General features: G+C 38.6%; 26 protein-coding genes and 2 pseudogenes. 19 read left to right on the forward strand and 9 right to left on the reverse strand.

Going from position 1 to position 21,075, the window contains the following annotated elements; translation table 11 throughout:
* Positions 1-3: 3 nt before the first annotated feature.
* Complete coding sequence (locus LPB68_RS00145; protein ID WP_068655209.1) at positions 4-1,104, forward strand: AbrB family transcriptional regulator; 1,101 nt, start codon at positions 4-6, stop codon at positions 1,102-1,104.
* A gap of 17 nt (positions 1,105-1,121) precedes the next feature.
* Complete coding sequence (locus LPB68_RS22540; RefSeq protein ID WP_157756149.1) at positions 1,122-1,277, forward strand: hypothetical protein; 156 nt, start codon at positions 1,122-1,124, stop codon at positions 1,275-1,277.
* Positions 1,278-1,426: 149 nt separating this feature from the next.
* On the opposite strand, the gene LPB68_RS00150 is transcribed toward LPB68_RS22540, so the two are convergent.
* On the reverse strand, positions 1,427-2,074 hold the full coding sequence (locus LPB68_RS00150; RefSeq protein WP_068655207.1) for a Crp/Fnr family transcriptional regulator: 648 nt from the start codon (positions 2,072-2,074) through the stop codon (positions 1,427-1,429).
* Positions 2,075-2,286: 212 nt separating this feature from the next.
* On the opposite strand from LPB68_RS00150, the gene LPB68_RS22075 reads away from it, so the two are divergent.
* On the forward strand, positions 2,287-2,532 hold the full coding sequence (locus tag LPB68_RS22075; protein WP_157756148.1) for a hypothetical protein: 246 nt from the start codon (positions 2,287-2,289) through the stop codon (positions 2,530-2,532).
* 602 nt (positions 2,533-3,134) lie between these two features.
* Here LPB68_RS22075 and LPB68_RS22545 read toward each other — a convergent pair.
* Both LPB68_RS22545 and LPB68_RS22085 read right to left on the reverse strand, forming a co-directional pair.
* Positions 3,135-4,173 (reverse strand): annotated as a pseudogene (locus LPB68_RS22545) (IS91 family transposase); the annotation flags it as partial.
* Positions 4,086-4,958, reverse strand: a complete 873-nt coding sequence (locus tag LPB68_RS22085) for a tyrosine-type recombinase/integrase (RefSeq protein ID WP_082865577.1) — start codon at positions 4,956-4,958, stop codon at positions 4,086-4,088. The pseudogene LPB68_RS22545 and the gene LPB68_RS22085, both read right to left, overlap by 88 nt.
* Positions 4,959-5,300: 342 nt before the next feature.
* Here LPB68_RS22085 and LPB68_RS00165 point away from each other — a divergent pair, with 342 nt between their 5' ends.
* Positions 5,301-5,600: a hypothetical protein gene (locus LPB68_RS00165; RefSeq protein ID WP_068655205.1), complete on the forward strand. Its 300-nt coding sequence runs from the start codon at positions 5,301-5,303 to the stop codon at positions 5,598-5,600.
* A gap of 733 nt (positions 5,601-6,333) precedes the next feature.
* On the opposite strand, the gene LPB68_RS00170 is transcribed toward LPB68_RS00165, so the two are convergent.
* Complete coding sequence (locus tag LPB68_RS00170; protein WP_068655203.1) at positions 6,334-6,774, reverse strand: hypothetical protein; 441 nt, start codon at positions 6,772-6,774, stop codon at positions 6,334-6,336.
* Positions 6,774-6,980 (reverse strand): helix-turn-helix transcriptional regulator, encoded by a 207-nt coding sequence (locus tag LPB68_RS00175; protein ID WP_068655201.1) that lies wholly within the window; start codon positions 6,978-6,980, stop codon positions 6,774-6,776. Before LPB68_RS00175 ends, LPB68_RS00170 begins: the two co-directional genes overlap by 1 nt.
* Before the next feature lie 936 nt (positions 6,981-7,916).
* On the opposite strand from LPB68_RS00175, the gene LPB68_RS00180 reads away from it, so the two are divergent.
* The 10 genes and pseudogenes from LPB68_RS00180 to LPB68_RS00215 form a co-directional block, all read left to right on the forward strand.
* A complete protein-coding gene (locus LPB68_RS00180) occupies positions 7,917-8,300 on the forward strand; it encodes a VOC family protein (RefSeq protein ID WP_068655199.1) in 384 nt (127 codons plus the stop codon).
* Positions 8,301-8,667: 367 nt separating this feature from the next.
* A complete protein-coding gene (gene comI, locus LPB68_RS23225; protein WP_018759049.1) occupies positions 8,668-8,763 on the forward strand; it encodes a competence inhibitor ComI in 96 nt (31 codons plus the stop codon).
* Between the two features lie 409 nt (positions 8,764-9,172).
* Positions 9,173-9,739, forward strand: coding sequence for a hypothetical protein (locus tag LPB68_RS00185; RefSeq protein WP_068655197.1), 567 nt, complete (start codon positions 9,173-9,175; stop codon positions 9,737-9,739).
* A gap of 504 nt (positions 9,740-10,243) precedes the next feature.
* Positions 10,244-10,696 carry a hypothetical protein gene (locus LPB68_RS00190; protein ID WP_068655195.1) on the forward strand — a complete coding sequence of 151 codons (453 nt, stop codon included), beginning with the start codon at positions 10,244-10,246 and terminating at the stop codon, positions 10,694-10,696.
* A gap of 244 nt (positions 10,697-10,940) precedes the next feature.
* Entirely contained in the window at positions 10,941-11,390 is a 450-nt protein-coding gene (locus LPB68_RS00195; protein ID WP_068655193.1) for a hypothetical protein, read from the forward strand.
* Between the two features lie 248 nt (positions 11,391-11,638).
* Positions 11,639-11,977 carry a GNAT family N-acetyltransferase gene (locus tag LPB68_RS00200; RefSeq protein ID WP_068655191.1) on the forward strand — a complete coding sequence of 113 codons (339 nt, stop codon included), beginning with the start codon at positions 11,639-11,641 and terminating at the stop codon, positions 11,975-11,977.
* Positions 11,978-12,323: 346 nt separating this feature from the next.
* Positions 12,324-12,845 carry a hypothetical protein gene (locus tag LPB68_RS00205; RefSeq protein WP_068655189.1) on the forward strand — a complete coding sequence of 174 codons (522 nt, stop codon included), beginning with the start codon at positions 12,324-12,326 and terminating at the stop codon, positions 12,843-12,845.
* 391 nt (positions 12,846-13,236) lie between these two features.
* The gene (locus LPB68_RS23055; protein WP_198402133.1) at positions 13,237-13,404 is read left to right on the forward strand and encodes a hypothetical protein; all 168 of its coding nucleotides are present in this window, start codon (positions 13,237-13,239) and stop codon (positions 13,402-13,404) included.
* Positions 13,405-13,717: 313 nt separating this feature from the next.
* Positions 13,718-14,065: a DUF4260 domain-containing protein gene (locus LPB68_RS00210; RefSeq protein ID WP_068655187.1), complete on the forward strand. Its 348-nt coding sequence runs from the start codon at positions 13,718-13,720 to the stop codon at positions 14,063-14,065.
* Positions 14,066-14,208: 143 nt separating this feature from the next.
* Positions 14,209-14,802, forward strand: a pseudogene (locus LPB68_RS00215) (2,3-bisphosphoglycerate-dependent phosphoglycerate mutase); the annotation flags it as partial.
* Between the two features lie 28 nt (positions 14,803-14,830).
* Here the strand turns inward: LPB68_RS00215 and LPB68_RS00220 are convergent.
* Both LPB68_RS00220 and LPB68_RS00225 read right to left on the reverse strand, forming a co-directional pair.
* Positions 14,831-15,460: a GNAT family N-acetyltransferase gene (locus LPB68_RS00220; protein WP_068655185.1), complete on the reverse strand. Its 630-nt coding sequence runs from the start codon at positions 15,458-15,460 to the stop codon at positions 14,831-14,833.
* Between the two features lie 7 nt (positions 15,461-15,467).
* A complete protein-coding gene (locus LPB68_RS00225; RefSeq protein ID WP_068655183.1) occupies positions 15,468-16,079 on the reverse strand; it encodes a TetR/AcrR family transcriptional regulator in 612 nt (203 codons plus the stop codon).
* A 240-nt stretch (positions 16,080-16,319) separates the two neighbouring features.
* Between LPB68_RS00225 and LPB68_RS00230 the strand changes: the two genes are divergently transcribed.
* The 5 genes from LPB68_RS00230 to LPB68_RS00250 all read left to right on the forward strand — a co-directional run bounded on the left by LPB68_RS00230 (position 16,320) and on the right by LPB68_RS00250 (position 19,830).
* Positions 16,320-16,541 carry an ArsR/SmtB family transcription factor gene (locus tag LPB68_RS00230; RefSeq protein ID WP_082865575.1) on the forward strand — a complete coding sequence of 74 codons (222 nt, stop codon included), beginning with the start codon at positions 16,320-16,322 and terminating at the stop codon, positions 16,539-16,541.
* A 154-nt stretch (positions 16,542-16,695) separates the two neighbouring features.
* Positions 16,696-17,718, forward strand: a complete 1,023-nt coding sequence (locus LPB68_RS00235) for an NADP-dependent oxidoreductase (RefSeq protein WP_068655181.1) — start codon at positions 16,696-16,698, stop codon at positions 17,716-17,718.
* Positions 17,719-17,989: 271 nt separating this feature from the next.
* Complete coding sequence (locus LPB68_RS00240; protein WP_068655179.1) at positions 17,990-18,472, forward strand: RrF2 family transcriptional regulator; 483 nt, start codon at positions 17,990-17,992, stop codon at positions 18,470-18,472.
* Positions 18,473-18,521: 49 nt separating this feature from the next.
* Positions 18,522-19,514 carry an LLM class flavin-dependent oxidoreductase gene (locus tag LPB68_RS00245; protein ID WP_068655177.1) on the forward strand — a complete coding sequence of 331 codons (993 nt, stop codon included), beginning with the start codon at positions 18,522-18,524 and terminating at the stop codon, positions 19,512-19,514.
* A 76-nt stretch (positions 19,515-19,590) separates the two neighbouring features.
* Entirely contained in the window at positions 19,591-19,830 is a 240-nt protein-coding gene (locus LPB68_RS00250) for a DUF896 domain-containing protein (protein WP_198402127.1), read from the forward strand.
* 414 nt (positions 19,831-20,244) lie between these two features.
* On the opposite strand, the gene LPB68_RS00255 is transcribed toward LPB68_RS00250, so the two are convergent.
* Together LPB68_RS00255 and LPB68_RS00260 are read right to left on the reverse strand one after the other, a co-directional pair.
* Entirely contained in the window at positions 20,245-20,625 is a 381-nt protein-coding gene (locus LPB68_RS00255) for a retropepsin-like aspartic protease (protein WP_068655173.1), read from the reverse strand.
* The gene (locus tag LPB68_RS00260; RefSeq protein WP_068655171.1) at positions 20,622-20,882 is read right to left on the reverse strand and encodes a hypothetical protein; all 261 of its coding nucleotides are present in this window, start codon (positions 20,880-20,882) and stop codon (positions 20,622-20,624) included. The genes LPB68_RS00255 and LPB68_RS00260 overlap by 4 nt, the downstream gene beginning before the upstream one ends.
* Positions 20,883-21,075 lie beyond the last annotated feature (193 nt).

Raw genomic sequence — 21,075 nt, forward strand, 5'->3', positions numbered from 1 at the left:
CAGATGTATCGTATCCTGGAAACGATTCTTGTTACTTTTGTTGGAGGTCTTATATTTACATTTCTTGGGTTGCCGATCAGCTGGATGCTTGGTCCTATGACAGCCAGCCTCGTATGGCAAGGGTTGACCGGGCGCAGATTGACATGGAGCAGTAGCCTTCGCAATATCGGTTTGCTGACGATTGGGTACGGTCTGGGGCTCTCTTTTACAGTAGAGAGCGCCAGACAAATTTCCCTTCAATTTCCTTCTATGCTCGTCGCTACATTATTAACTATCTTATTCAGTCTGGGCATTGCTTTTGTAACCTCGATGAAAACCGGGGTTAGCCTGATGAGCTGTATTATGGGTAACATTCCGGGAGGCATGTCCCAGATGGTCATGATGAGCGAAGAAATTGAAGATGTGGATACTGCTGTTGTTGTATTCATGCAAACTATACGTTTATTGACGGTTATCTTTATCGTACCTTTTCTTGCCATTCACAGTCTGAAGAATGGATCTCCAGGCGGAGATCAAACTTTTGCAGAGAGTACGATATGGGCCTCGCTGCAGATGGGGATAATTGAAGCTGCTGCAAGACCTATATTTACATTACTAATCCTATGTGCGGTGCTATTTGCAGCCTGGGGCGGTGTGAAGCTACATCTTCCGACTCCCTATTTTCTTGGACCTATCATAATTGTCGGCCTTCTAAATATAAGTGGATTTGAACCGCCACATTTACCATCTATATTTAGTCTCTTAGCACAATGGAGCTTAGGGATATATCTAGGGGTAGGCATGAAGCTGAACAGTCTGCACAATTGGAAACGACTGCTACCTTATTCCATCGCAGGAAGTACAGCTCTTGTTGCTTTTTCGCTTGGCTTATCCTTCATATTTAGCAAGGTTCATCCGATCTCGATGCTCACTGCTTTTCTGAGTACATCCCCGGGCGGAATGACCGAAATGGGGGTTACAGCGAGTACAGTAGGTGCGGATGTTTCTGTTGTAGTTGCTTACCAGATGTTTCGGATTCTGTTTATATTATTTATTATTCCTTATGCGCTGCGACTCGTAATTCGCCAGTTGTACAGGTCGAACTCTCAACTCAAGAAAGGATAATAAAATATGGTGGTAAAATGGATTTAGAAACAGCTCCTTTTGAGTACAGGGCAACTGTACTTTCTCAGAGGGGCTCTTTCACTTACGAAAAACCAGGCGGTATTATAATTGATATAGATAACAATGATATTCAACATTTTATTGAAGAGAATAAAGAAATCTATGGACTATAATACGATCAACGAATTAGAAGAATAATTAATTAGACTTAAAGCTATATATAATCAAAGAAGAAAGCTCAGACAACAAACGTTATCTGTCGCACTTCATATTACAACCCGTCATATAGAAAAAAGAGATGCAATTCAAGTTGAAAGGGATTTTACTTGAGCAGGGTAAAGTGGTTTCTCGTGAACTCTATTAATCCATTCTTTTTCATTGTGGCTAATTCTCTGGACAAGGCACTTCGGTCTACATTCAGATAGTCGACGAGTTCAGTTCGTGAGAAGGGGATGAAGAAGGAGTCTGTTCCCGTCATACCCGATTGCATCTCTAAATAGTGAAGAACACGCTGACGCAAGGTGCGGTGAGAGACAATGTTAAGCTTATGATGAAGGTTGTGCTTGTTATTGATCATCAGAGTGAACAGATTCTCAATCATTTTTCCCCTAAGGGCAAAGATCGGCTGATCGTTACTCATAATACACTTCGTATACAGAAACAAAACCTCACTATCCTCAGCTGCATAAATGTTGTAGTTATAGGCATCACCAGCTCGAGACGTATGTAACGATTGTTCACCGAACATATTCCCCGGCTTCAAAATAGTTAGAATTTGACGATCCCCATTATAGTCATCCTTATTCAAATAAAGTGTCCCGATAAATTCTCCGAAATGTTCTTCATTCATACTCATTTTTTTCATCACCTTGTACTGTACATCCAGGCATGACAGGGCAATCTGGATCTCATCGGAAGATAATCCTTTAAAAATAGTTGTTTTTTGTAGCACATTCAGGTCTTTTAACATGATAGTCCCTCTTTTTGTTGCAATTTCAACGGTAATTGAAGCATGTATTTGCTATTACAGAACAGGTGTATTCATATAACCTCCTTAATGTTACTGGGGGTAGCACTTTTGCAAGTAGCGCGATCGACACGTCCTGTGTCTGAAGAAAAAACGGAACATACGTTTCTATATATGTGGTAAAATGAAATTATTACTATTTAAGGGGGATGACAATGATGTCAAACGAGCCATTAAAGGTTATAGAAGCATACACATATTTTTGGAAAGATTATGAATTCAATGATCTAACCTGGAACCAATCATATGCTGAAGGAAAAGCGACAATTTCTGAAATTATTGGTCATCTATTGAATTGGGATCAATACTTAATCTCTAACGTAGTTCGCGCTGTGAAAGAAGGGAAAGGGATAGAATTCCCTGATTTTGATTCTCATAATAAACTCGGTATGAATATGTGAAAAATAAAACGAAAATCCAGATAGTAGATGAGTTTAAAGAAACCAGAACTCAATTGCATAGTTTATTAATTGAAAATCTCGAAATAGTGAATAGTCATACCACAGCCAATGGCGTAAGTAACTGTCCAAATACAGGAACCCCATATAGTTTACTTTATATCATTCAAGAATTTATTGAACATGATGAACATCATAAAAAACAAATAGAATCTGTGAATACAAAAGAATAAATAATTGAATGATCCTTGTGGGCCGACGTCCTGTCTTTATTCGAAGTAGCGGTCCAATCCATCACATAACACTCTGGATTGGTTGCGCAGTTGCCCGAAAAAAAACCTTCATAAACACAGTATGAAGGCATTCAATAAAGATATCATATGAGCAGAAAAGCTCCGCGGCAATTGCGCAAATCCATGTTGAACGATGCCGCGAATATTTGCTAACCTATGGGTTTTGTTATTTACTTCCATCCAGTAATGTAGCACAATATAAGAGAATTCACTTTCGAATTTCTAAGGTCAGCGTGTTCATTTACGGATAAATACATACCTCCCCCCTCCCCAGATCAGGCATCGTAGTGAAATGTATGCTATTCATCGCGCTTACCCAACACCCGGATTCAACATCAATATCTGACACCAAGTTCCTCCACAAGAGGGACAAATCGAAATATCTACACCGGTTAATTTCAAGATAAGTTCTTTCGCATTTAGCTTTACTTTGGGTTTAATCGGCGTACGAGTCAGACGCAAACACTTCAGTAGTTTGGTTTTTCGATTGGCGTTGCTGAGAAAGCCATAATATCTAATTTTCTGAAAACCAGAAGGTAGCACATGCATCATGAATCTCCGCATAAACTCCATCGCATCCAGTGTCAGTGGCTTCACTTTCCCGTCATCTTTGTAATCCCGATAATGAAAAGTGACTGTCCGATCATCCATGGATTGGATCCGATTATTGTAAATCGCGGTCTTGTACGTATAGCGACTTAAATATTTGACGACGTGAAAGGAACTTTTAAACGGTTTCTTACAGTAGACGACCCAATCCGGTTCATAGAGTGAATTTAATAAAGTGGAAAATGAAGATTCTTCAGCGTAGGGTAGTGAGGATCCAGTAAATCTCAACTTCTGATCCGCATAAGCCTTTTTCAAAAAACAAAGAAATTTACCTCGAAACACCCTAGAGAGGATTCTCACGGGAATAAAGAACTTTTTTTTCGAGCGCATAAACGTACAGCCAGAAGGCGAAAGACCACCGCCGGGTACAATGCAACGGACATGAGGATGAATAGACAAATTTTGACCCCATGTATGCAATACCATAGTCACTCCGATTTGTGCACCAAGAAACTTAGGGTCCTTTAAAAAGAATGGTGTGCATGAGCTTAGGGTTAGCTAGAAATAAAGGATTCAACGTGTGAGGAACAGTAAAAACAGTGTGGAAATAAGGAACAGGCAAGAGCTCAGAAGTTCGATCTAGAATCCATTTCTCTTTTTTAAAATTGCCACATTTGGGACAATTACGATTGCGGCAGGAGTTGTAGGACGCCTTCAAATCTTCGCAAGAATGACATTGGTCGACATGCCCACCCAATGCTGCAGTTCTACAAGTTTGGATAGACTGAATGGCCTTGATGCCACCTGGGCGTGAGTAAGATGAAGATACATGGTAGTTGTTTGAATATCTGCATGACCAAGAAATTCTTTGATTTGCAGAATACTAGAACCGCGATTTAATAGGTGGGTTGCAAAACAGTGACGCAAGGTGTGCACGGATACATCCTTGGAGATCCCAGAAGCATGCAATGAATCCTTAAAAATAGACTGAATACTCCGCACTGAAATGGGCTTCGTATCCGGGACACCTGGGAAAAGCCAAGGGGAAGAGCGATAAGCCTTCCAATATTGACGAAGTAGCAGAAGATTATGGTTGGATAAAATGGAGTAACGATCCTTACCCCCTTTGGTTTGACGAACCAAAAGGCGCATGTCTGAACTATGAATGTCTGTCAATTGCAGATGAGCCACTTCGCTCACGCGAAGACCTGCCGAGTAAATGGTTTTGTGCTTGAGATTGCGGGTAGCATCGAGGATCTGGCAAACTTCTTGGAACGTCAGTATGGTGGGGAGAAAAAATTTCTTCTTCACTCTCGGAATATGCAGCATATTCCATTCGCGAAAAAGCACAGATTGGTAAAAAAACTTGATGGCGCCATAAGCAGAATTCACGTAGGCAGAACTGAGTTTCTTCGTTTTAATGGCATGATGAAGAAAAGCTCGAACTTCATCGTACCCAACGGATGCAGGAGGCTTACCACAAAATAAATAGAAACGTTTCATATGAGCTAAATACATTCTTTGAGTGCTTTTGGCAAATCCACGTAACTCCATTGAAATTGTCATGGATTGAATCCAATCTTGCATAGATAACACACCTTCCTTTTTTTACTAGATAATAAAGGAAGGCGTGGTAAAATGGCAGTAAGGATTGTAGGATTTAAAAAGCTACCGCGTAGCGGTTTAGTTCAACAATATATTTACGCTTCGGGCCTGACGACCCTCGGTCCGCGAGAAGTGATTGGCAGGGGGGGGATTCAGCGGACACATCCGCACCGACTAACCGCATCGCGGCCGCTCCCGTTGGTCGCTTAAGTCGGTGGGACGTCGAGAATACAGGAACGTTAGTTGAAATCGACCAAAGGGTTTAATAACAAGAACTACTATAAGAACTCAATAATTAGAAATTATTTTGATCGGGGGGCACTAATGAAGGTTAATAAAAGATTATTAATCGAATCAATAATAGTCTCAATCCTAATTGTTCTAGTGTTTCTTGGATGGGAAATAGTTCGAGGTATGTTTTTAACAAAGAATTATATACCCGAGATAGTTGACAGCTATAAGGAAACTGATTATTTACAAAATGAAGTCTCTTTTGGGACAGTAAACAGAAGTAACAGGATAACGGTGCTGATGGGTATTAGTGGATTCTTGTTTATGCTAATAACGTATTATGGAATTCGAGTATTGCTGAATCAGATCATACAGAAGAATAAGATTCAATAAAAGATTTGATTAAAAGCATAGGAAAGACACTGAATATTTGTGGGATTACTCAAGAAGTGGTCGACATCAGCTAACACCACATTCCTACTGCGGGCATTCGCCCTTGATCGCCAAGAGGGATTTCAGAGAAGTGAATTCAGGCAATACATTTATTTCCCTAAGATAAGAGCTATCTAAAGGAAATAAACGTCAGGAATGCCAAACGTTATCCAACATTGGACCGAAGTGTACTACGAGTTAAAGAAATTTTTGGCCGATAGTTGAGATTACCATCTTAAACGGGAAGAGACATGAAGAAATTCAGGTTTCGAGGGATCTAGGATCAGCGTGCTTGGCGAATAAAGACATGAAATGCAATTAGATATGAAATACCTTTCAATTGAAACGAGAGATGCCTGAAAGTAGAGGATTAAGAACATGTTTTTGAAATGTCAGCAGAAAATAAAGTATTAGACTGACCCTAGAAATTGAAACAGCTATAGCAAAGGACGCGAAAATAAAGTCCTAGACTGTCGCTGTTTCATTGAACTATCGTGTCCCCTTAGTTTAATCATGTTCTCCTATCACTGACTGCAAATGTTGATACTCTATCATTAACAGTTATTCAGAATATGCTTTAAATACAATCAAGGGGAATAAAAAACTATAGAGATAGATTAGTGTGTAAAACCACCAAATCTAGCTTTACGGCACGACGGTGATTGTTCTTGCGATTTCCGCTTTGATTTAACCTTTAATGTTTTTTCGAGTAATACTTCCACAGCGCAAAAAATACGATCAAAACAAATAGTAGGGTAGCCAGTAAGGTGTAGAATATCAAGGGATTGAAGAAACCCGCAATCACGGAAGCAATAACCAGACCTACGAGAATCATGACTATGCTGAGTGAGCTGGCACTGTGGATAATCAGTCCACTCCGCTCGTCGTTCTCCTCGATGTACAACTTCTTCAGCCCTGCGTCATTTTTGTTGGCTTTAATGTACTTGGCGATAAAAAAAACGAAGCACAATTCAGCGCCGATAAAAGCACCTGTGTGAAATCCCTTTATAAAACTGGGCAATTCGGGCAGACCACCGCGGTAAAACACAAGTCCCACATAGATCAATAGCGTGGCAGCAGCTACCAGTGACAGTGCGTTCTTGCGAGTTTTGACTTGAACCTTGTAATTGTCCATTACAATTCCTCCAATTCGCTGAAATCAAAAACATCTTCAATGGCGAGTCCAAAATGCTTAGCAATCTTGTAGGCAAGAACAAGGGAAGCCGCATATTTTCCCGTTTCAAGGGAGGTGATAGTTTGCCGGGTAACGCCTACGATCAGCCCCAGCTCTTCCTGGGACAGCTTGTGCTGCTTACGCAGTTCCGCAATTCTTGTCTTCAAGTGACCACTCCCTTGCAACGTTTACTTTGCATCTATAGGATAGTTTACTTTGCATTTTATGTCAAGCAGACTTTGCATTGTTTGCAGCGTTTATTTATTGCAGACGATTTTCGCAACAATAAAAGCGCACGATCCCTCTGTTTCTGGATGTCGGTCGCGATCTGATGTAAACATCGGTGGGTTAAGACGAAGCCAACCCGAATGGTGGTGACATTTTATCCCTTCATGAACCAACGGTGAAGTTTCCGGATGTGCGCTCAAATTTGAAAGTCTTATAGCTAAACTGCCCGTTAGTTTAATGCCCTCGACAGTCTAGTACTTTATTTTCTCAGTCTACAACTTTATTTCCCGGTCTTAACACTCTATTTTTCAGTCTAAAACATATTTTTTTTCTGACATAAAAGCGAGAGGTGCCTGAAAGTAAAGAATCAAGAACGGTATTTATTAAAGTATGGGGACCTAGCAGTAGAGCTTAAAACCAAATTAGATTTGAATGCAGATTAAGAATGGTAAGGATTGTCGGTGTCTAGGAAACTGCGAGATGGGCAATGAAGCAGGAACATGAACGGGTTTCAGAGAAGTAATCAAGAAGAGATGGTAAGTGTTATTGAGGTGTTCTTTGATTCAGTCGAGAATGAATACATAAGATAAGTTTTAAGAGCAAGTTCGAGCACGGAAGGAAATTTGGAGTGTAACAGAATACGAGGAATGTCCAACATCGGATAACACGGCATTCCTACTGCGGGCATTCGCTCTTGATCGCTTAGAAGGATTTTCGAGAAGATTAATCAGGAGACACATTCAACCAGCTAAGTCTGACGACCCGTTCCCTACGGTCACTTAAGCTGCTTGAACGTCAGGAATGCCAAACGTTATAGGAAAGTCATGCAAGGCAAATAAATAAAAGCAAGATTCATTTTAGGAGGAGTTATTCATATGAAAGTACAAGATCTAGGAACAGTTTTTATTCGAGTTAGTAATTTGGATAGAGCGCTACCGTTTTATTCTGATGTGCTTGGTTTACAATTGCGTAATATTGAACAATGGGATGATGGTAGAGGAGCTAATTATATTTTTCCAAACCAATCAACACTACTAACTTTAATTGAAGTTGGAGAATCATGTGAACCTTTAAAACATCCAATCTTTAATTTGTATTGTAACAGCATTTTAGAAGCATATGAAGAACTTAATAATAAAGGAATTGTCTTAGGACCAATTAATAAGTGGGCTTCAGATTGGAATGACCATATTGATTTTGATATTTATGATCCAGATGGAAATGCAATTAATTTAATAGAATGGACTCATAGAAAGTAACTAAAAGTTAACTCGAAGAAGGCATGACCTTCCTATAACAATGTGTTCACGCATCTGAGGACAAGCCGCCTCGGTCCGGGAGTTAAGTCGGGGATGAGATTGCCGGGACACATCCATTCACCCAACCGCATCGCGGCCGGCTGAGATCGTGCTAGACGCACGACTCTGGCAGCTTAGGGTGAATGGACGTCGTGAATACATAAACGTTATATGAAAGGGATGCAGACTAAAAACCGTGTATAAAGATCATAAAATACATAAATAAAAATCATATAAGAACACTTGTACGCAAATAGAAATAAAGGTAAACTATAGATACAATTGAATCTTGGGTGGGCATGGTTTCCCTTCGAAGGGAGGTGAAGCCATGGAAGTAAAAGATGCAATAACGATTATGTTCCTATTTGGGATGTTTATCCTTGCTCTTTTAACATACATTAATAATAACAACAAGAGAAAGTAAAAACCCACCCATAGATTAAGAGCCTAAGGTGGGTTTTAGTTCCTGAACGACTTAGAAGGGAATAAACCATCCAAGCCAATTGTACTGACCAAGTGTATCAGCACTTGGTCTTTATTAATTATATAATAACACACTTAAAAACATGTATCCAAACAGAAAATGAAAAAAAGTTAAATAATATTAAAGAGAGCTATTTAAGTATACTCAAAGAAGGCATCCCCATCATATAACATTACATTTTTGTCGTCGCTGGCGCTCCTTGGTCGCCAAGAGGGATATCGGAGAAATAGATTCAGGCGACACATTCGACCGGCTAAGTCTGACGATCCGGTGCTATGCACCTCCTTAAGTCGCTCGAACGTCAGGAATACCAAACGTTATCGGAAATCTGCGAAAAAAGGAGTTTACAATGAAGAAAATAGCTTTAATTACTATACTAATACTTCTAATTACCTTAGCATTAGTTATTGTAATCAATCTATATCCTAAGGAAATTAATTTAAACGCACAAGGTGTGAAATATAGATTAGGTATTGAGCATAAAAAGACAGAGAAGCTTGTAAATGTAAACATTGAAGGAAAGCTATATAAAAGTATCTCAGGTAAAAGAAGGTTTACTGGCACTATAGACATTGAGGGAGAAGAAATTCCAGTTCCTGTAGATCAGAGAAAACTAAATATAATATTTACAAATGATGGTTGGGGTGTGATGAGCTATCATATTTTTGAATTCAAAGAGAATGGTGGAGTAGCGGGTACTGATATTTATCAATATGGTTCAATATTTATAAATAACGATTTCAATAAGGTGAGTATATTAGTCTCAGACCAAAATCAATTAAATGGAAATGGTGGTACGGCTTGGGGGGCAGAAAATGGTCAAATGATAACAGTGCCAGCTAGTAGTAGATTAGAAGCAATTAGTGTCTCAAATGAATTAATGGAACAATTTTTAAAAGGATATAAATTAGAATGATTAAACAATTGTAAGAGAAATCAGGAGGTCGCAGACATCCGATAACACCACATTCCTACTGCGGGCATTCGCCCTTGATCGCCAGAAGTATTTCAAGGAGTATACTCAAGCGATACATTCAACCAGCTAAGTCTGATGACCCGTTTCCTTCGGTCACTTAAGCAGCTTGGACGTCGGTAATGCACGAACGTTACCTGAAATATCTGGGATAGTGACATATGAAGGGCATTAAAGAATCGATGATAGTGAAGAACAGGAAGCAATAATGAACAAAAGGTAAAGGATAAGAATAGAAGCGAAAGATCTAAAGAAAAAGCAGTTTTGAAATCAGCATAGAGGCATTTCGAAAAAGAGATAGAAACACATAAAGAAGAATAAATCAAAGCCAAGTGATATCAATGATATGAAAGACAAGAAAAAACTGATTTTTGGAGACTGTTAGTTAATTCCATCATGATGGTGATAGGCAAGATGGGGAAATAGAGAAAGAAAAGAGGATTTTAAATGTACTTAAACGGTTACAAATATATATTCATAAAAATTATAGCTGCTATTGTTTCAACTATTGCATTTACATTGTATGGCTCTTGGAAAACCTACACACCACTATCCGAAAGACTTTATAACGTAGGGTATAATTCTTTTAGTGGTTTATTTGCATTTAATTTTGTTCCATTCTTTTTTATTTTTATAATATTAGGTGTAATCTTATCTCCTATGATTGATAGTATAATCTTAAGTAAATTCAATATAAAAGGGATTAAAGGAATCCTAATAATTGTATTGTCTTACTTATTTCTGGGTGTTATCAGTGGCATTATAATTTCCGCTTTCTTTTTTAGACTTGATGGTATCATTAACTACATTTCTATTTCAATTATAGGTGCTATGATTTTTCTTTTCTTTCAAACATTATTTCAATTTTTGCTTTTTAAACTAGGATCTAAACAAAAGTAAAACTGTTGTTGTGACATGAAAGGTAACTCGGAGGAGTCAGATACTTCAGGTAACAAAACATTCCTACGTCGTCGCTATCGCTCCTCGGTCGCCATGGGGGATTATCTGAGAAGTGGAATCAGGTGACACATCCAACCTGCTAAGTGGTGGAGCCACCCGGACCTACGGTCCTTAAGCTGCTTGAACGTCGTGAATGCGGAAACGTTATCTGAAATGCGGTTAATTTATTGAAAGGATTAAAAAAATGAAGAGAACATTTTTAATTACAACGTTAATTACTGTTTTGCTTGTTTCAGTTTTAGTTACTCTTCTTAGTTTGGATAAAGATCAAAAGTTACTATCAGCTAGTGAACTAAAGGAGAGTTTTAAGAAGGTTGAAGATAATGGTGAGTTTTCTTTTGATTCGATAACAAATTTCGAATGGGATACTCTTTATCTTCTTACACCGTACAGTTCAATTGATCAAATTAAAGATATTAGGGGAATCAAAAACATTGATACTAACATATCTGAAAGTGATTCAATTAATTTGTTGGTCTTCTCGAAAGAAAATAAAGTAGTTACTTATCTTGACTTTCCAAGAATTTATGGAGATTTTGCTTACGTAACACAAAAACAGTATGAAAGACATAAAGCAGTGTTTATATTAGATAGAAATGAAATTACTATTAACTTAAAGAATAAATATAAATAAATTGTTTAAGAATTTCGGAGAGGAACCGCACATCATATAACATCGCATTTAACGCTGCGAGCCGGTATAAGCCCATCCCTTGGTCCGGAAGAGGCAATTCGGGGAAGTGGATTCACCGGACACATTCAACCGGCTAAGTGGTGGAGCCACCCGGACCTACGGTCCTTAAGCTGCTTGAACGTCGTGAATGCGGAAACGTTATATGAAAGATCGGCAATAAAAACCGAGATAGATCTGGAGGCGCATGATTGATAGAATACCGAAGAATTGAAGAGATAGATACTGAAACGATTCGAAGTTTAATGGAACATTACTCATTACAGTTCCCAAGATTTATTATCAATTATTACCCTGAACGATGGAGCAAGTACTTGAAGGAACAGAACGATTCAGAATACTGGGTAGCCACAATTGACGATGAAGTTGTTGGGCATGCAGGATATTTATACAATGTTGAGTTAAAATTATACGAAATTGTGGGTGTTGTCGTATCTAGCCAACACCAAAGGAAAGGGATTGGAAAACAACTTCTACATATTTTGTGTGATAGAGTTAGAGATCGTGGTATGAACAAGGTAGCTTTGTAAACATTAGGACATCCAGGTAATGAGGAGGCTATAAGGTTTTATAGGTCGATTGGATACACGGAGATTAAATACGAAAAAGACTTTTTTAGACCAGACTACTCACGAGTAGCATTTATGAAAGAGCTTTTATGAGTATATTCAAAGTGGGCCGACATCATATAACAATGCATTTTATATAACAATGCATTTTAGCTGCGTCGCATACGCTCCTAGGTCGCCTGGATGGAGGAAATCAGGCGACACATCCAACTGGCTAAGTGTCGGAGCCACTTGAACGTCAGGAATGCCAAACGTTATACGCAATAACCTAGTTAATTATGATGATTCAATGAAAGGATATCTTTATATGAATATAAGTTTAAAGTTCGGTGATACAAATTTTATTGGATTAGTGAACGCTCAGGATTATAAATCTTTTGTTAATGAAGACTGGGAGTTGATTGAACTATTAAATCATTTTAGTAATGAAATGATAAACGAAAGTAATTTAGTATACCAGATGACAAATAAGGGAATCGAACATTCATGGAATATAGATGTAGGAATAGGTTTAGAAATAACTGATGAAAATTACTTTAGGAAGGCAGAAGGATATATTAGTGTTACAACCAACAAACTTTACATTGTAGATTATGATTGTTTAACTATGGCTGCTCAATTTGAAGATGAAGAAGTCCCAGATGATAATTGCGAGAAAAACCAAATAAAAATAAATAACGGGAAGTATAAAGTGGTTTTATACCAGTACTATAATGTTGATGAAGACAAATTTATTGGTAGAAATAATATTGATATTAGGATTATTTTTATAGAGGTTTCTGAAATTAAAGATCAGGCTAATAAGGTTTTTTGGTGCACGTACTATTAGATTTCTCTAGCATTTCGAAGAAGAGGGTACTGCGTACAAACCAGCTAAGTCTGACAATCCGTTCCTATGGTCACTTAAGCTGCTTGAACGTCAGGAATGCCAAATATTATCGGAAATCCCTAATTGGTTGAAAACAGAAAAAGTGCAATTATTAATGCAAAGGGAATGAAAAATCACGACTACACATTTCACGTATGATACAGGAGGTCGCGATACGTAAGATTAACTGGGCCGAGTCCCACAGTCTATAAATAGAAAATCAATATAAAAGTTACCTAAGAAAACGAATGATTTGCTAGTAAATTCGAAAGGTTGAAAGCAACAGATACCATCAAAAGCCGGACCTAGCAAAGCCTTATTAATTCATAATAATTAAGGAGATAATTTATTTATGGATAATATTAATAGTGGGTTCACCGTTGGCTGGGGAACACTTGCATTAATTAATGCAGGATTAGCACAAGGAAAGAATAGAAGTGGGCTTAATTGGTTTTTAATTTCATTATTAATTGGACCATTAGCAACGCTATTCATCGTGGTATGGGATAGGAAGGATTAATATTTGCAAGATTATCGAGAGGTCAGGGACATCCGATAACATCATATTCACGCTTCGGGCCTAGCGACCCTCGGTCCGCGAGAAGCAATCGGCAGGAGAGTGGTTTCTGCGGATACATCCGCACCACGGCCGGCTGCTGGGTAGCCTTAAGTTGGTGGGATGTCGTGAATACACGAACGTTATCGGAAATCAGCGCAATACATTAAACTTTTTAAAACCATATGTATTCAACTAACGGGCACTATTGTTAGAAGGATATTCTAAACAAATGTAGATTATTGAACGATGACCAAAAAGAATGGAGTGGAACTACATGAATAAAATACTTTTGCATTTAGAGGGGCTTGCGGTCTTATTGTTTAGTCTTTATTTTTACTCTTATTTTCAGTTTAGTTGGGTTTTGTTTTTCGTTTTGTTATTGGCTCCAGATGTATCAATGATGGGATATCTAATTAATAATAAGGTGGGGGCTATACTCTATAATTTAATACACACATACACCTTAGCAATATTAGTTATCATCTGCGGATTGTTATTATCAAGCCAACTTGTTTTAGCGTTAGGTTTAATATTGTCTTCTCATATTGGAATGGATAGGATGGTAGGTTATGGATTGAAATATCCTACAAATTTTAAAGATACGCATTTAAAGCGTGTTTGATAACCTCATTAAACGGGTAACGATAGTTTAAGATTGCAAGAAATAAATTTGTAGGTAATTCGAAGAAGGCGCTGACATCATTTAACACCATGTTCCCACTGCAATCGCTAACGCTCCCCTGATCTGCCGGAGTGTTTTCAAGGAAGAGAATTCAGCAGACACATCCAACTCCCTATACGTCTGTTCTCAAACGAGCTATAAGAACCTTATGGATTATTCTAGATGAGATGAATTTAATGTGGATTCCTGTACATAAATCATGGATGCTGAATGAGAGGCACTATGGTGCATTACAAGGTTTAAATAAAGCCGAAACGGCTGCCAAATATGGCGAAGCGCAAGTTGATCTCTGGAGGAGGTCTGTTGACGTAAGACCACCTGCACTTGAACAGAGTGATAAGAGATACGATGGTTCTAATCCCAAATACAAAGATATAGTCGATCTGATTCCCTTGACTGAAAATCTGGCGGAAACAGAGGGAAGAGTTCTGAATTACTGGCATAACGTCATAAAGACTTCAATTCTGGCTAATCAGAATGTTATTATATCTGCACATGGCAATACCATTCGAGCACTTGTTCAATATCCGGATGATATCCCATCAGACGGCATTGCAGATCTGAACATTCCAACGGGTATACCACTTGTTTATGAATTAGATGACAAATTAAAAGCGATAGAACACCATTATTTGGGAATTAGCGAAGTTACTTCAGGGCCGAGTGATAGAGCTTAAAACCCATCTTTACTAAAGGTGGCGTATCTCAAATGACTGTCAGATTAGAAAAGGAAGGAGTCATAGGCATACTATATCTCAATGATACAAGGTAATTGATCCCGATTTTCTTTGCCCGTTTAATTGGTATTTGCCTGCGTTTGTATTCTTCAAAACCTAATTTAGAATAGAGTTTCATGGCTGGAATATTGGTATCGGCGACTTCTTCAATCAAATAAACCTCATATGGTGTATGCTCAAGAATATGACGAATCATTTGCGAAGCAACGCCTTGCCCCCTGAATTCGGCGGCCGTCCCTACAAATTCAATGGAGCCTACAGCAGGTGAAGGATGAACAAAGGGAGTTTCAAATTCTTTTTTCAAGAAAATACCGGCCATAGTGCCTCTATAAAAGCCTAAATGTTTGCGAAGTTCCTTTTTATCCAGTTTAACCGAAAGTGAAGTTCCATCCGTACAAGCAGCCATTCCGACCACTTGCCCCTTGTATAAAGCCACATAAAATTGGTCCAAAACGAAGATATGGGCGAACGCTGCAGCAATCCTTTTCGGATCCTTAGAGAAAAACCCAAGCCACTGTGTGAATCCCTCTGCGAATATTTCAGATATTCCTCGCCTCACATCAAATTCTGCTTGATCAGCTCTAAACACGTTAATCATGGCATGGTCACTTCCTTTCCTTCAATAGAAATGCGGTGAGGATAGCTGGTGAGGGCATGGTAAAGTTGCTCTTTAGTAATACTTTCATCTGAGCCAAACCCTGAATCGATGCATAAAAAAGGACAGCCATTTCCTGCGCATCACCCGAGTAAAATTCCCCAAGCTGCTGGCCCTTGCGAATGAGCTGTGCCGTAGAATCAAGCAGCCTGGCATTTACCTGGAGGATTTCTTCATAATGTTTTGAGGCTGTGGCAGATCCAGCTAATAGCGATTGATTAATAAGGATCAGTAGATGGGTTAGTTCCTCCCCATTGATCATGTCCGTGTAGACTTCGTCGACAAACTGTGCCATTAACTTTTTAGGGGATTGATCGGTTTCAAAGAAAGTAATATTACGATTCAATCCTTCAACCGCGTAGTCAACCAATTCGTTAAATAACTGATCCTTCGTTTTGTAATGACGATACAGAAGTCCAATACTAATGCCAGCTGTATCCGCGATATCTTGAACATTCGTCGAGCCGAAACCTTGATGAACAAATAACTGCATCGCAGCTGAATGAATTTTTTCCCTAGTGGCATTGCGCATTTCTTCAAACTGTTCCTTGCTACGCGGCAAACAATTCGCTCCTTTTTAATGAATGAGTTTTTACTCATTATATAATATTGAAAGTAGAATAACAACATTCAACTCCAGTTAGAAAAACTGCCCATTAGCTCAATGAGGTCACGACAGTCTAACACTTTATTTTTCAGTCTATAACTTATTTTCTTTGGACATCTGTCACAGACTAATATTGGAAGGAGAGTATTTCTTAGATGAGTTGACTTTTTTATTTTAGAGGAAAACAATAGTTTTATGACTATCGAACAATATTCTTTAAAAGATGATCGGGATAACAACACATGTGGGTCCATCGGCGAATCCATGGGGATGGATAAATCTAATGTGTCGTATCATCTCAAGATTTTGTATGAAGCTGATTTAATAAGTGTCACACGAATGGGTCAGAATAAGTTCAGTCAGCTTCGAGAAGATACGATTGTCGAATTTTTACCGGGTTTCTTGGACAGGTTATAATATGTCCGGAAACCCATTATTTTTCAATGAGAGTTTGAAAGTTTTATAACTATTTGATAATAGAATTGCGATAGTCATGAAATGTGGTTATATAGTTTTAGGGTAATGAAATAAAGGCGGTAACACAAATTAAATTAAATGGAGTAGTGATCATATGAACCAACAATTCAAAAACAAACAAATCTTGTTAACTTCACGTCCTGTAGGTTTGCCAACAGAACAAAATTTTGAGTTTAAAGAAATTCCAGTAGCTAATACACAAGATGGACAGGTTGTTGTACGTACTTTGTACTTATCGGTAGATCCTTACATGCGTGGAAGAATGAGTGATGCCAAATCGTATATTCCACCTTTCCAGCTTAATGAAGTGATTGCCGGTGGGATTGTCGGAGAAATTGTGGAATCGAAATCGGATCTATACAAAGTTGGAGACAAAGTTATCGGGATGTTGGGATGGCAGTTATACAATACAGTGGATGCTAAGACAGTAACCAAAATCGATGAGTCGATTGCTCCTGTATCAGCTTACTTAAGTGTTCTTGGATTGACAGGCCTTACAGCTTACTTTGGTTTACTAGATATCGGTCAGCCGAAAGAAGGTGAGACAGTCGTCGTATCTGGTGCAGCGGGTTCTGTGGGTATGTTTGTAGGACAAATTGCCAAAATCAAAGGAGCGCGTGTCGTTGGGATCGCAGGTACGGATGCTAAATGCGAGTATTTGAAGAAAGAACTTGGCATTGATGCAGTTATTAATTATAAAACAGCGAAAAACCTCGGTCAGGCTTTGGAAGAAGCATGCCCGAATGGTGTCGATGTCTATTTTGACAATGTAGGTGGATCAATTTCTGATGCAGTGATGAACTTACTGAATGATTATGCACGTATTCCACTATGTGGTGCTATTTCTTCCTACAACAGTACAGACGGGGACATGGGTCCACGTATTCAAACTCGATTGATCAAGACGCGCTCCCTTATCAAGGGATTTGTTCTAAGCGATTATTCAGCTCGCCAGTCGGAAGGACTTCAGGAGCTTGGCAAATGGCTAACAGAGGGTAAATTAAAGTATGAAGAAACGATTGTGGATGGTTTCGATAACGTCATAGAAGCATTCCTACAATTGTTCCAAGGTGCGAATCTTGGTAAAATGCTCGTTAAAGTGAGCGATTCTGAGTAATAATATTTCACGGATATCCTTTTTACTAAAGAAGAGAAGAATCCCCATCGGCAGTTGATGGGGATTCTTCTTGTTCCAGTAGAATGGTAGAGCACAATAAGGCAAACGACTATTCTGAGGAACTGTGAACAAAAGGATAGTTACATTGTTTTACTTGCATATCAATAAAATAAACTATATTATAATGTAGATAATGATTATCCGCGTTAGATACACTTGATATATAATATGATATTCTACAATTGAACTAATGCTAATAGAGGTGATTCTAATGCATATGAAAACAGGCGTCGAGCAAGCGGTGTATGCCATTCTTCTACTAAATATGCTACCGGACAAAGCCGTATTACCTGGAGAAGTAATCAGCCAACAATTAGGGGCTTCAGCAACATATTTTCAAAAATTGTTAAGAAAATTAGTTAGCGCAGACTTGATTACATCTGTTCCAGGAGTAAAAGGTGGGTTCAAATTAAAGAAGAGACCTGAAGATATTCGGATCTACGATATTTACGTTGCAATAGAAGGACAGCAGACGTTGTATTCTTCCAGTGGTATATTGAACGATATGCTTGAATTGCAAGAAGAAGATCAATGTTGTTTGTTAACTGAATTAATGAAAGAGGCTGAATCCGCATGGAAATCTGTACTCAAAAGGGAAACGGTCGCTTCTTACTCTAACGAAATTCATAAAGAACGTTTTAAAACAAAAACAGAATCATTACAAGTATGGATTAACGAAAAAATGGTCTTGTAAGGGTAAAAGATCGATGCAGTGGACTAAACAGCAAAGGAAGTTAAAACATATGAAATTAAGCGTATTAGATCAAGCACCCGTTACCATAGGAAATACTGCAGTAGCTGCTCTGAAAAAGGCGGAAGAACTAGCTATTTTGACAGATGAATTAGGCTACGTTCGCATGTGGATGGCGGAACATCATGGAGCTCAATCATTTGCAAGTTCAGCACCAGAGGTAACAGCAGCGCACTTAGCTGCCAAAACCAAAAATATACGGATCGGTACAGGTGGAGTAATGATGATGCATTATTCCCCATTGAAACTTGCCGAAGTATTTAAAACACTCAGTGCATTCTCCCCTGGGCGGATCGATTTTGGTGTGGGTCGGGCTCCAGGAGGGGATACCAACGCGATGTATGCTTTAGCTGAAGGGCGCCAACCTATGCTGAACAACATGTATACGAAATTGGATACGGCTTTAAAATTGATCAACGATGAAGTACCCAAAGATGACTTGTATAACAAAACGATTGCGATTCCTACCCAAATACAACTACCAGAAGCTTGGCTGTTAGGTTCGAGTGGTAATAGTGCGTTGAAAGCAGCAGAGATGGGAGTGGGGTATTCGTTTGCCCAATTTTTCAATGGTGCGATGACTAAAGAGATTTTAGATACCTATAAAAATAACTTTCAGCCCTCTGCCTTTATGGAAAAACCTGAGATTAACGTGACTTATATGGTGACAACAGCGGAAACCAAAGAAGAAGCTGAGTTCGAAGCCCTACCACAGGACCTGTTTCGCTTAATGATGGTCAAGGGTCAAATCAGACAATTGTTAACACCTGAAGAAGCCCAAAATGTTCAGCTGACAGAAATGGATCGCATGACCATTCAAGAAAATCGTAAAATACATCTTGTGGGAGCTGTTAAAGATATAGCAACATTGTTGCAAGAAGAGCAAGCGCAATATGGATTCGATGAAGCCATGATATGTAGCATTCCACATTCACAAGAGAAACGCTTAGAAGTTTACCGCTTATTGGCGCGTGAACTATTGTAAATCCCACTTTAACTAGGTAATTGAACAACTAAGGAATTAATCAACCAAATTTATATAAGAATGAGGAATTACAATGATGATTACAAGCATACAGCGTATAAATGAATTAGCGAGAAAGCAAAAGACAGAAGGATTGACATTCGCGGAAAAAGTTGAGCAACAATCATTGCGTGAAGATTACCTACGTGAAATTCGAGGACAAGTTCTCAATACCTTCTCAGGATTGACTGTTCTTGATCCGCTTGGAAATGATGTTACACCTGATAAAATTCGTATAGAGAAGAAAAAGGGATCGGACACCAGCAAGCTTAGTTAATAACTAAAAGGGATCGGACACCACGGTGTTGATCAACCAGATCAATCTTGCCCTTCACACAATAGTATTAAAAAGCGTTTATTTAAAAAAAGTTCAATCTATATCGTGGTCACATTGGAGTTATCTCTGATGTGACTTTCTTTGTGTGAACTTTCGTTTCTAATGAGGTATTCCTTATTTCTATCGTGTTTATTTGACTATAATGACTTAGAAGCAGAGAAGGAAATTACTTATCTGTGTTGATATAAGTGTAAGTATCCCAGTCGAACATGGAGTACTATGGAGAAGTTACTACTGCTGAATAAATTCGTCTATCACTCCAAGGAGGATGAATAAACGAATTTATTAATTCAGCTATAGGAGAGGGATATGCGATTTCGTGGATAAGGAGTTATACGCAAGTTCGTTAAACCTTTATGAAATAACTAATTTCCCAAAATCGATTTTTAAACCATACTTGTAAAGAAAGTCGACGCCCAATATTGCATCGAAACCATATGGTTCTTTGGTAAGTCCTAGTTGGATAGTAAATTCTTTAAGCAGGATTCTATCAATAGAGAGGTCTGAGACAATCTGTTGATAACATAATTCACTTGAGCCACCTACTCCATACATACGAACCGATTTTCCGTTGATAAAGTCTATATCTAGGCCAATAGGTTCAACAAGATCAGTATCAAAAATAGTTGTGGAGCATCCGGTATCCAGTAGGACACTCTTGAGAAGAGTTGATTTATTCTTGTAAGATAGAGGGAGAGAAACAATAGGAAGACCATTAACAAGATGGATTTTCATCGAAGACCTCTAATTCCGGTAAAGGGTTGCTCAATGACTTCAATAAATTCATTTCCGGTGTAGAATACATAGAGTTCCCTAGTAGGCTCTGACAAATGAAGTTTCTTATATGAGGCCCATGCATGCTTAGGGTCGTCGTATTCAGAAACAACTGACATTTCTTCAATAGTTCTTTTGTGATTATTTGAATGAGTGGCAAGAGCTTCAACTAGTACCCAACGATTAGGATAGATATCACGGATATTATTCCATTTCATATATGAACACCTCCGAAAAGACTTATAAATTAATTGTACAACCCTATTTATAAACAAGCAATGATAGTGAGTTCGAAGAAGAACGAACCAGCGTATAACACCACATTCCTACTGCGGGCATTCGCCCTTGATCGCCAAGAGGGGTTTCGGAGAAGATTAATCAGGCGATACATTCAACCAGCTAAGTCTGACG

This window comes from Paenibacillus crassostreae (genome assembly GCF_001857945.1).
GTDB lineage: Bacteria > Bacillota > Bacilli > Paenibacillales > Paenibacillaceae > Paenibacillus_AQ > Paenibacillus_AQ crassostreae.

What these genes read in the sequence shown, in the direction of transcription:
- LPB68_RS00145 (WP_068655209.1), top strand. Translation starts at nt 4, where the DNA reads ATGTATCGTATCCTGGAAACGATTCTTGTTACTTTTGTTGGAGGTCTT.
- LPB68_RS22540 (WP_157756149.1), top strand. Translation starts at nt 1,122, where the DNA reads ATGGATTTAGAAACAGCTCCTTTTGAGTACAGGGCAACTGTACTTTCT.
- LPB68_RS00150 (WP_068655207.1), bottom strand. Translation starts at nt 2,074, where the DNA reads ATGTTAAAAGACCTGAATGTGCTACAAAAAACAACTATTTTTAAAGGA.
- LPB68_RS22075 (WP_157756148.1), top strand. Translation starts at nt 2,287, where the DNA reads ATGATGTCAAACGAGCCATTAAAGGTTATAGAAGCATACACATATTTT.
- LPB68_RS22085 (WP_082865577.1), bottom strand. Translation starts at nt 4,958, where the DNA reads ATGCAAGATTGGATTCAATCCATGACAATTTCAATGGAGTTACGTGGA.
- LPB68_RS00165 (WP_068655205.1), top strand. Translation starts at nt 5,301, where the DNA reads ATGAAGGTTAATAAAAGATTATTAATCGAATCAATAATAGTCTCAATC.
- LPB68_RS00170 (WP_068655203.1), bottom strand. Translation starts at nt 6,774, where the DNA reads ATGGACAATTACAAGGTTCAAGTCAAAACTCGCAAGAACGCACTGTCA.
- LPB68_RS00180 (WP_068655199.1), top strand. Translation starts at nt 7,917, where the DNA reads ATGAAAGTACAAGATCTAGGAACAGTTTTTATTCGAGTTAGTAATTTG.
- comI (WP_018759049.1), top strand. Translation starts at nt 8,668, where the DNA reads ATGGAAGTAAAAGATGCAATAACGATTATGTTCCTATTTGGGATGTTT.
- LPB68_RS00185 (WP_068655197.1), top strand. Translation starts at nt 9,173, where the DNA reads ATGAAGAAAATAGCTTTAATTACTATACTAATACTTCTAATTACCTTA.
- LPB68_RS00190 (WP_068655195.1), top strand. Translation starts at nt 10,244, where the DNA reads ATGTACTTAAACGGTTACAAATATATATTCATAAAAATTATAGCTGCT.
- LPB68_RS00195 (WP_068655193.1), top strand. Translation starts at nt 10,941, where the DNA reads ATGAAGAGAACATTTTTAATTACAACGTTAATTACTGTTTTGCTTGTT.
- LPB68_RS00205 (WP_068655189.1), top strand. Translation starts at nt 12,324, where the DNA reads ATGAATATAAGTTTAAAGTTCGGTGATACAAATTTTATTGGATTAGTG.
- LPB68_RS23055 (WP_198402133.1), top strand. Translation starts at nt 13,237, where the DNA reads ATGGATAATATTAATAGTGGGTTCACCGTTGGCTGGGGAACACTTGCA.
- LPB68_RS00210 (WP_068655187.1), top strand. Translation starts at nt 13,718, where the DNA reads ATGAATAAAATACTTTTGCATTTAGAGGGGCTTGCGGTCTTATTGTTT.
- LPB68_RS00220 (WP_068655185.1), bottom strand. Translation starts at nt 15,460, where the DNA reads ATGATTAACGTGTTTAGAGCTGATCAAGCAGAATTTGATGTGAGGCGA.
- LPB68_RS00230 (WP_082865575.1), top strand. Translation starts at nt 16,320, where the DNA reads ATGACTATCGAACAATATTCTTTAAAAGATGATCGGGATAACAACACA.
- LPB68_RS00235 (WP_068655181.1), top strand. Translation starts at nt 16,696, where the DNA reads ATGAACCAACAATTCAAAAACAAACAAATCTTGTTAACTTCACGTCCT.
- LPB68_RS00240 (WP_068655179.1), top strand. Translation starts at nt 17,990, where the DNA reads ATGCATATGAAAACAGGCGTCGAGCAAGCGGTGTATGCCATTCTTCTA.
- LPB68_RS00245 (WP_068655177.1), top strand. Translation starts at nt 18,522, where the DNA reads ATGAAATTAAGCGTATTAGATCAAGCACCCGTTACCATAGGAAATACT.
- LPB68_RS00250 (WP_198402127.1), top strand. Translation starts at nt 19,591, where the DNA reads ATGATTACAAGCATACAGCGTATAAATGAATTAGCGAGAAAGCAAAAG.
- LPB68_RS00255 (WP_068655173.1), bottom strand. Translation starts at nt 20,625, where the DNA reads ATGAAAATCCATCTTGTTAATGGTCTTCCTATTGTTTCTCTCCCTCTA.
- LPB68_RS00260 (WP_068655171.1), bottom strand. Translation starts at nt 20,882, where the DNA reads ATGAAATGGAATAATATCCGTGATATCTATCCTAATCGTTGGGTACTA.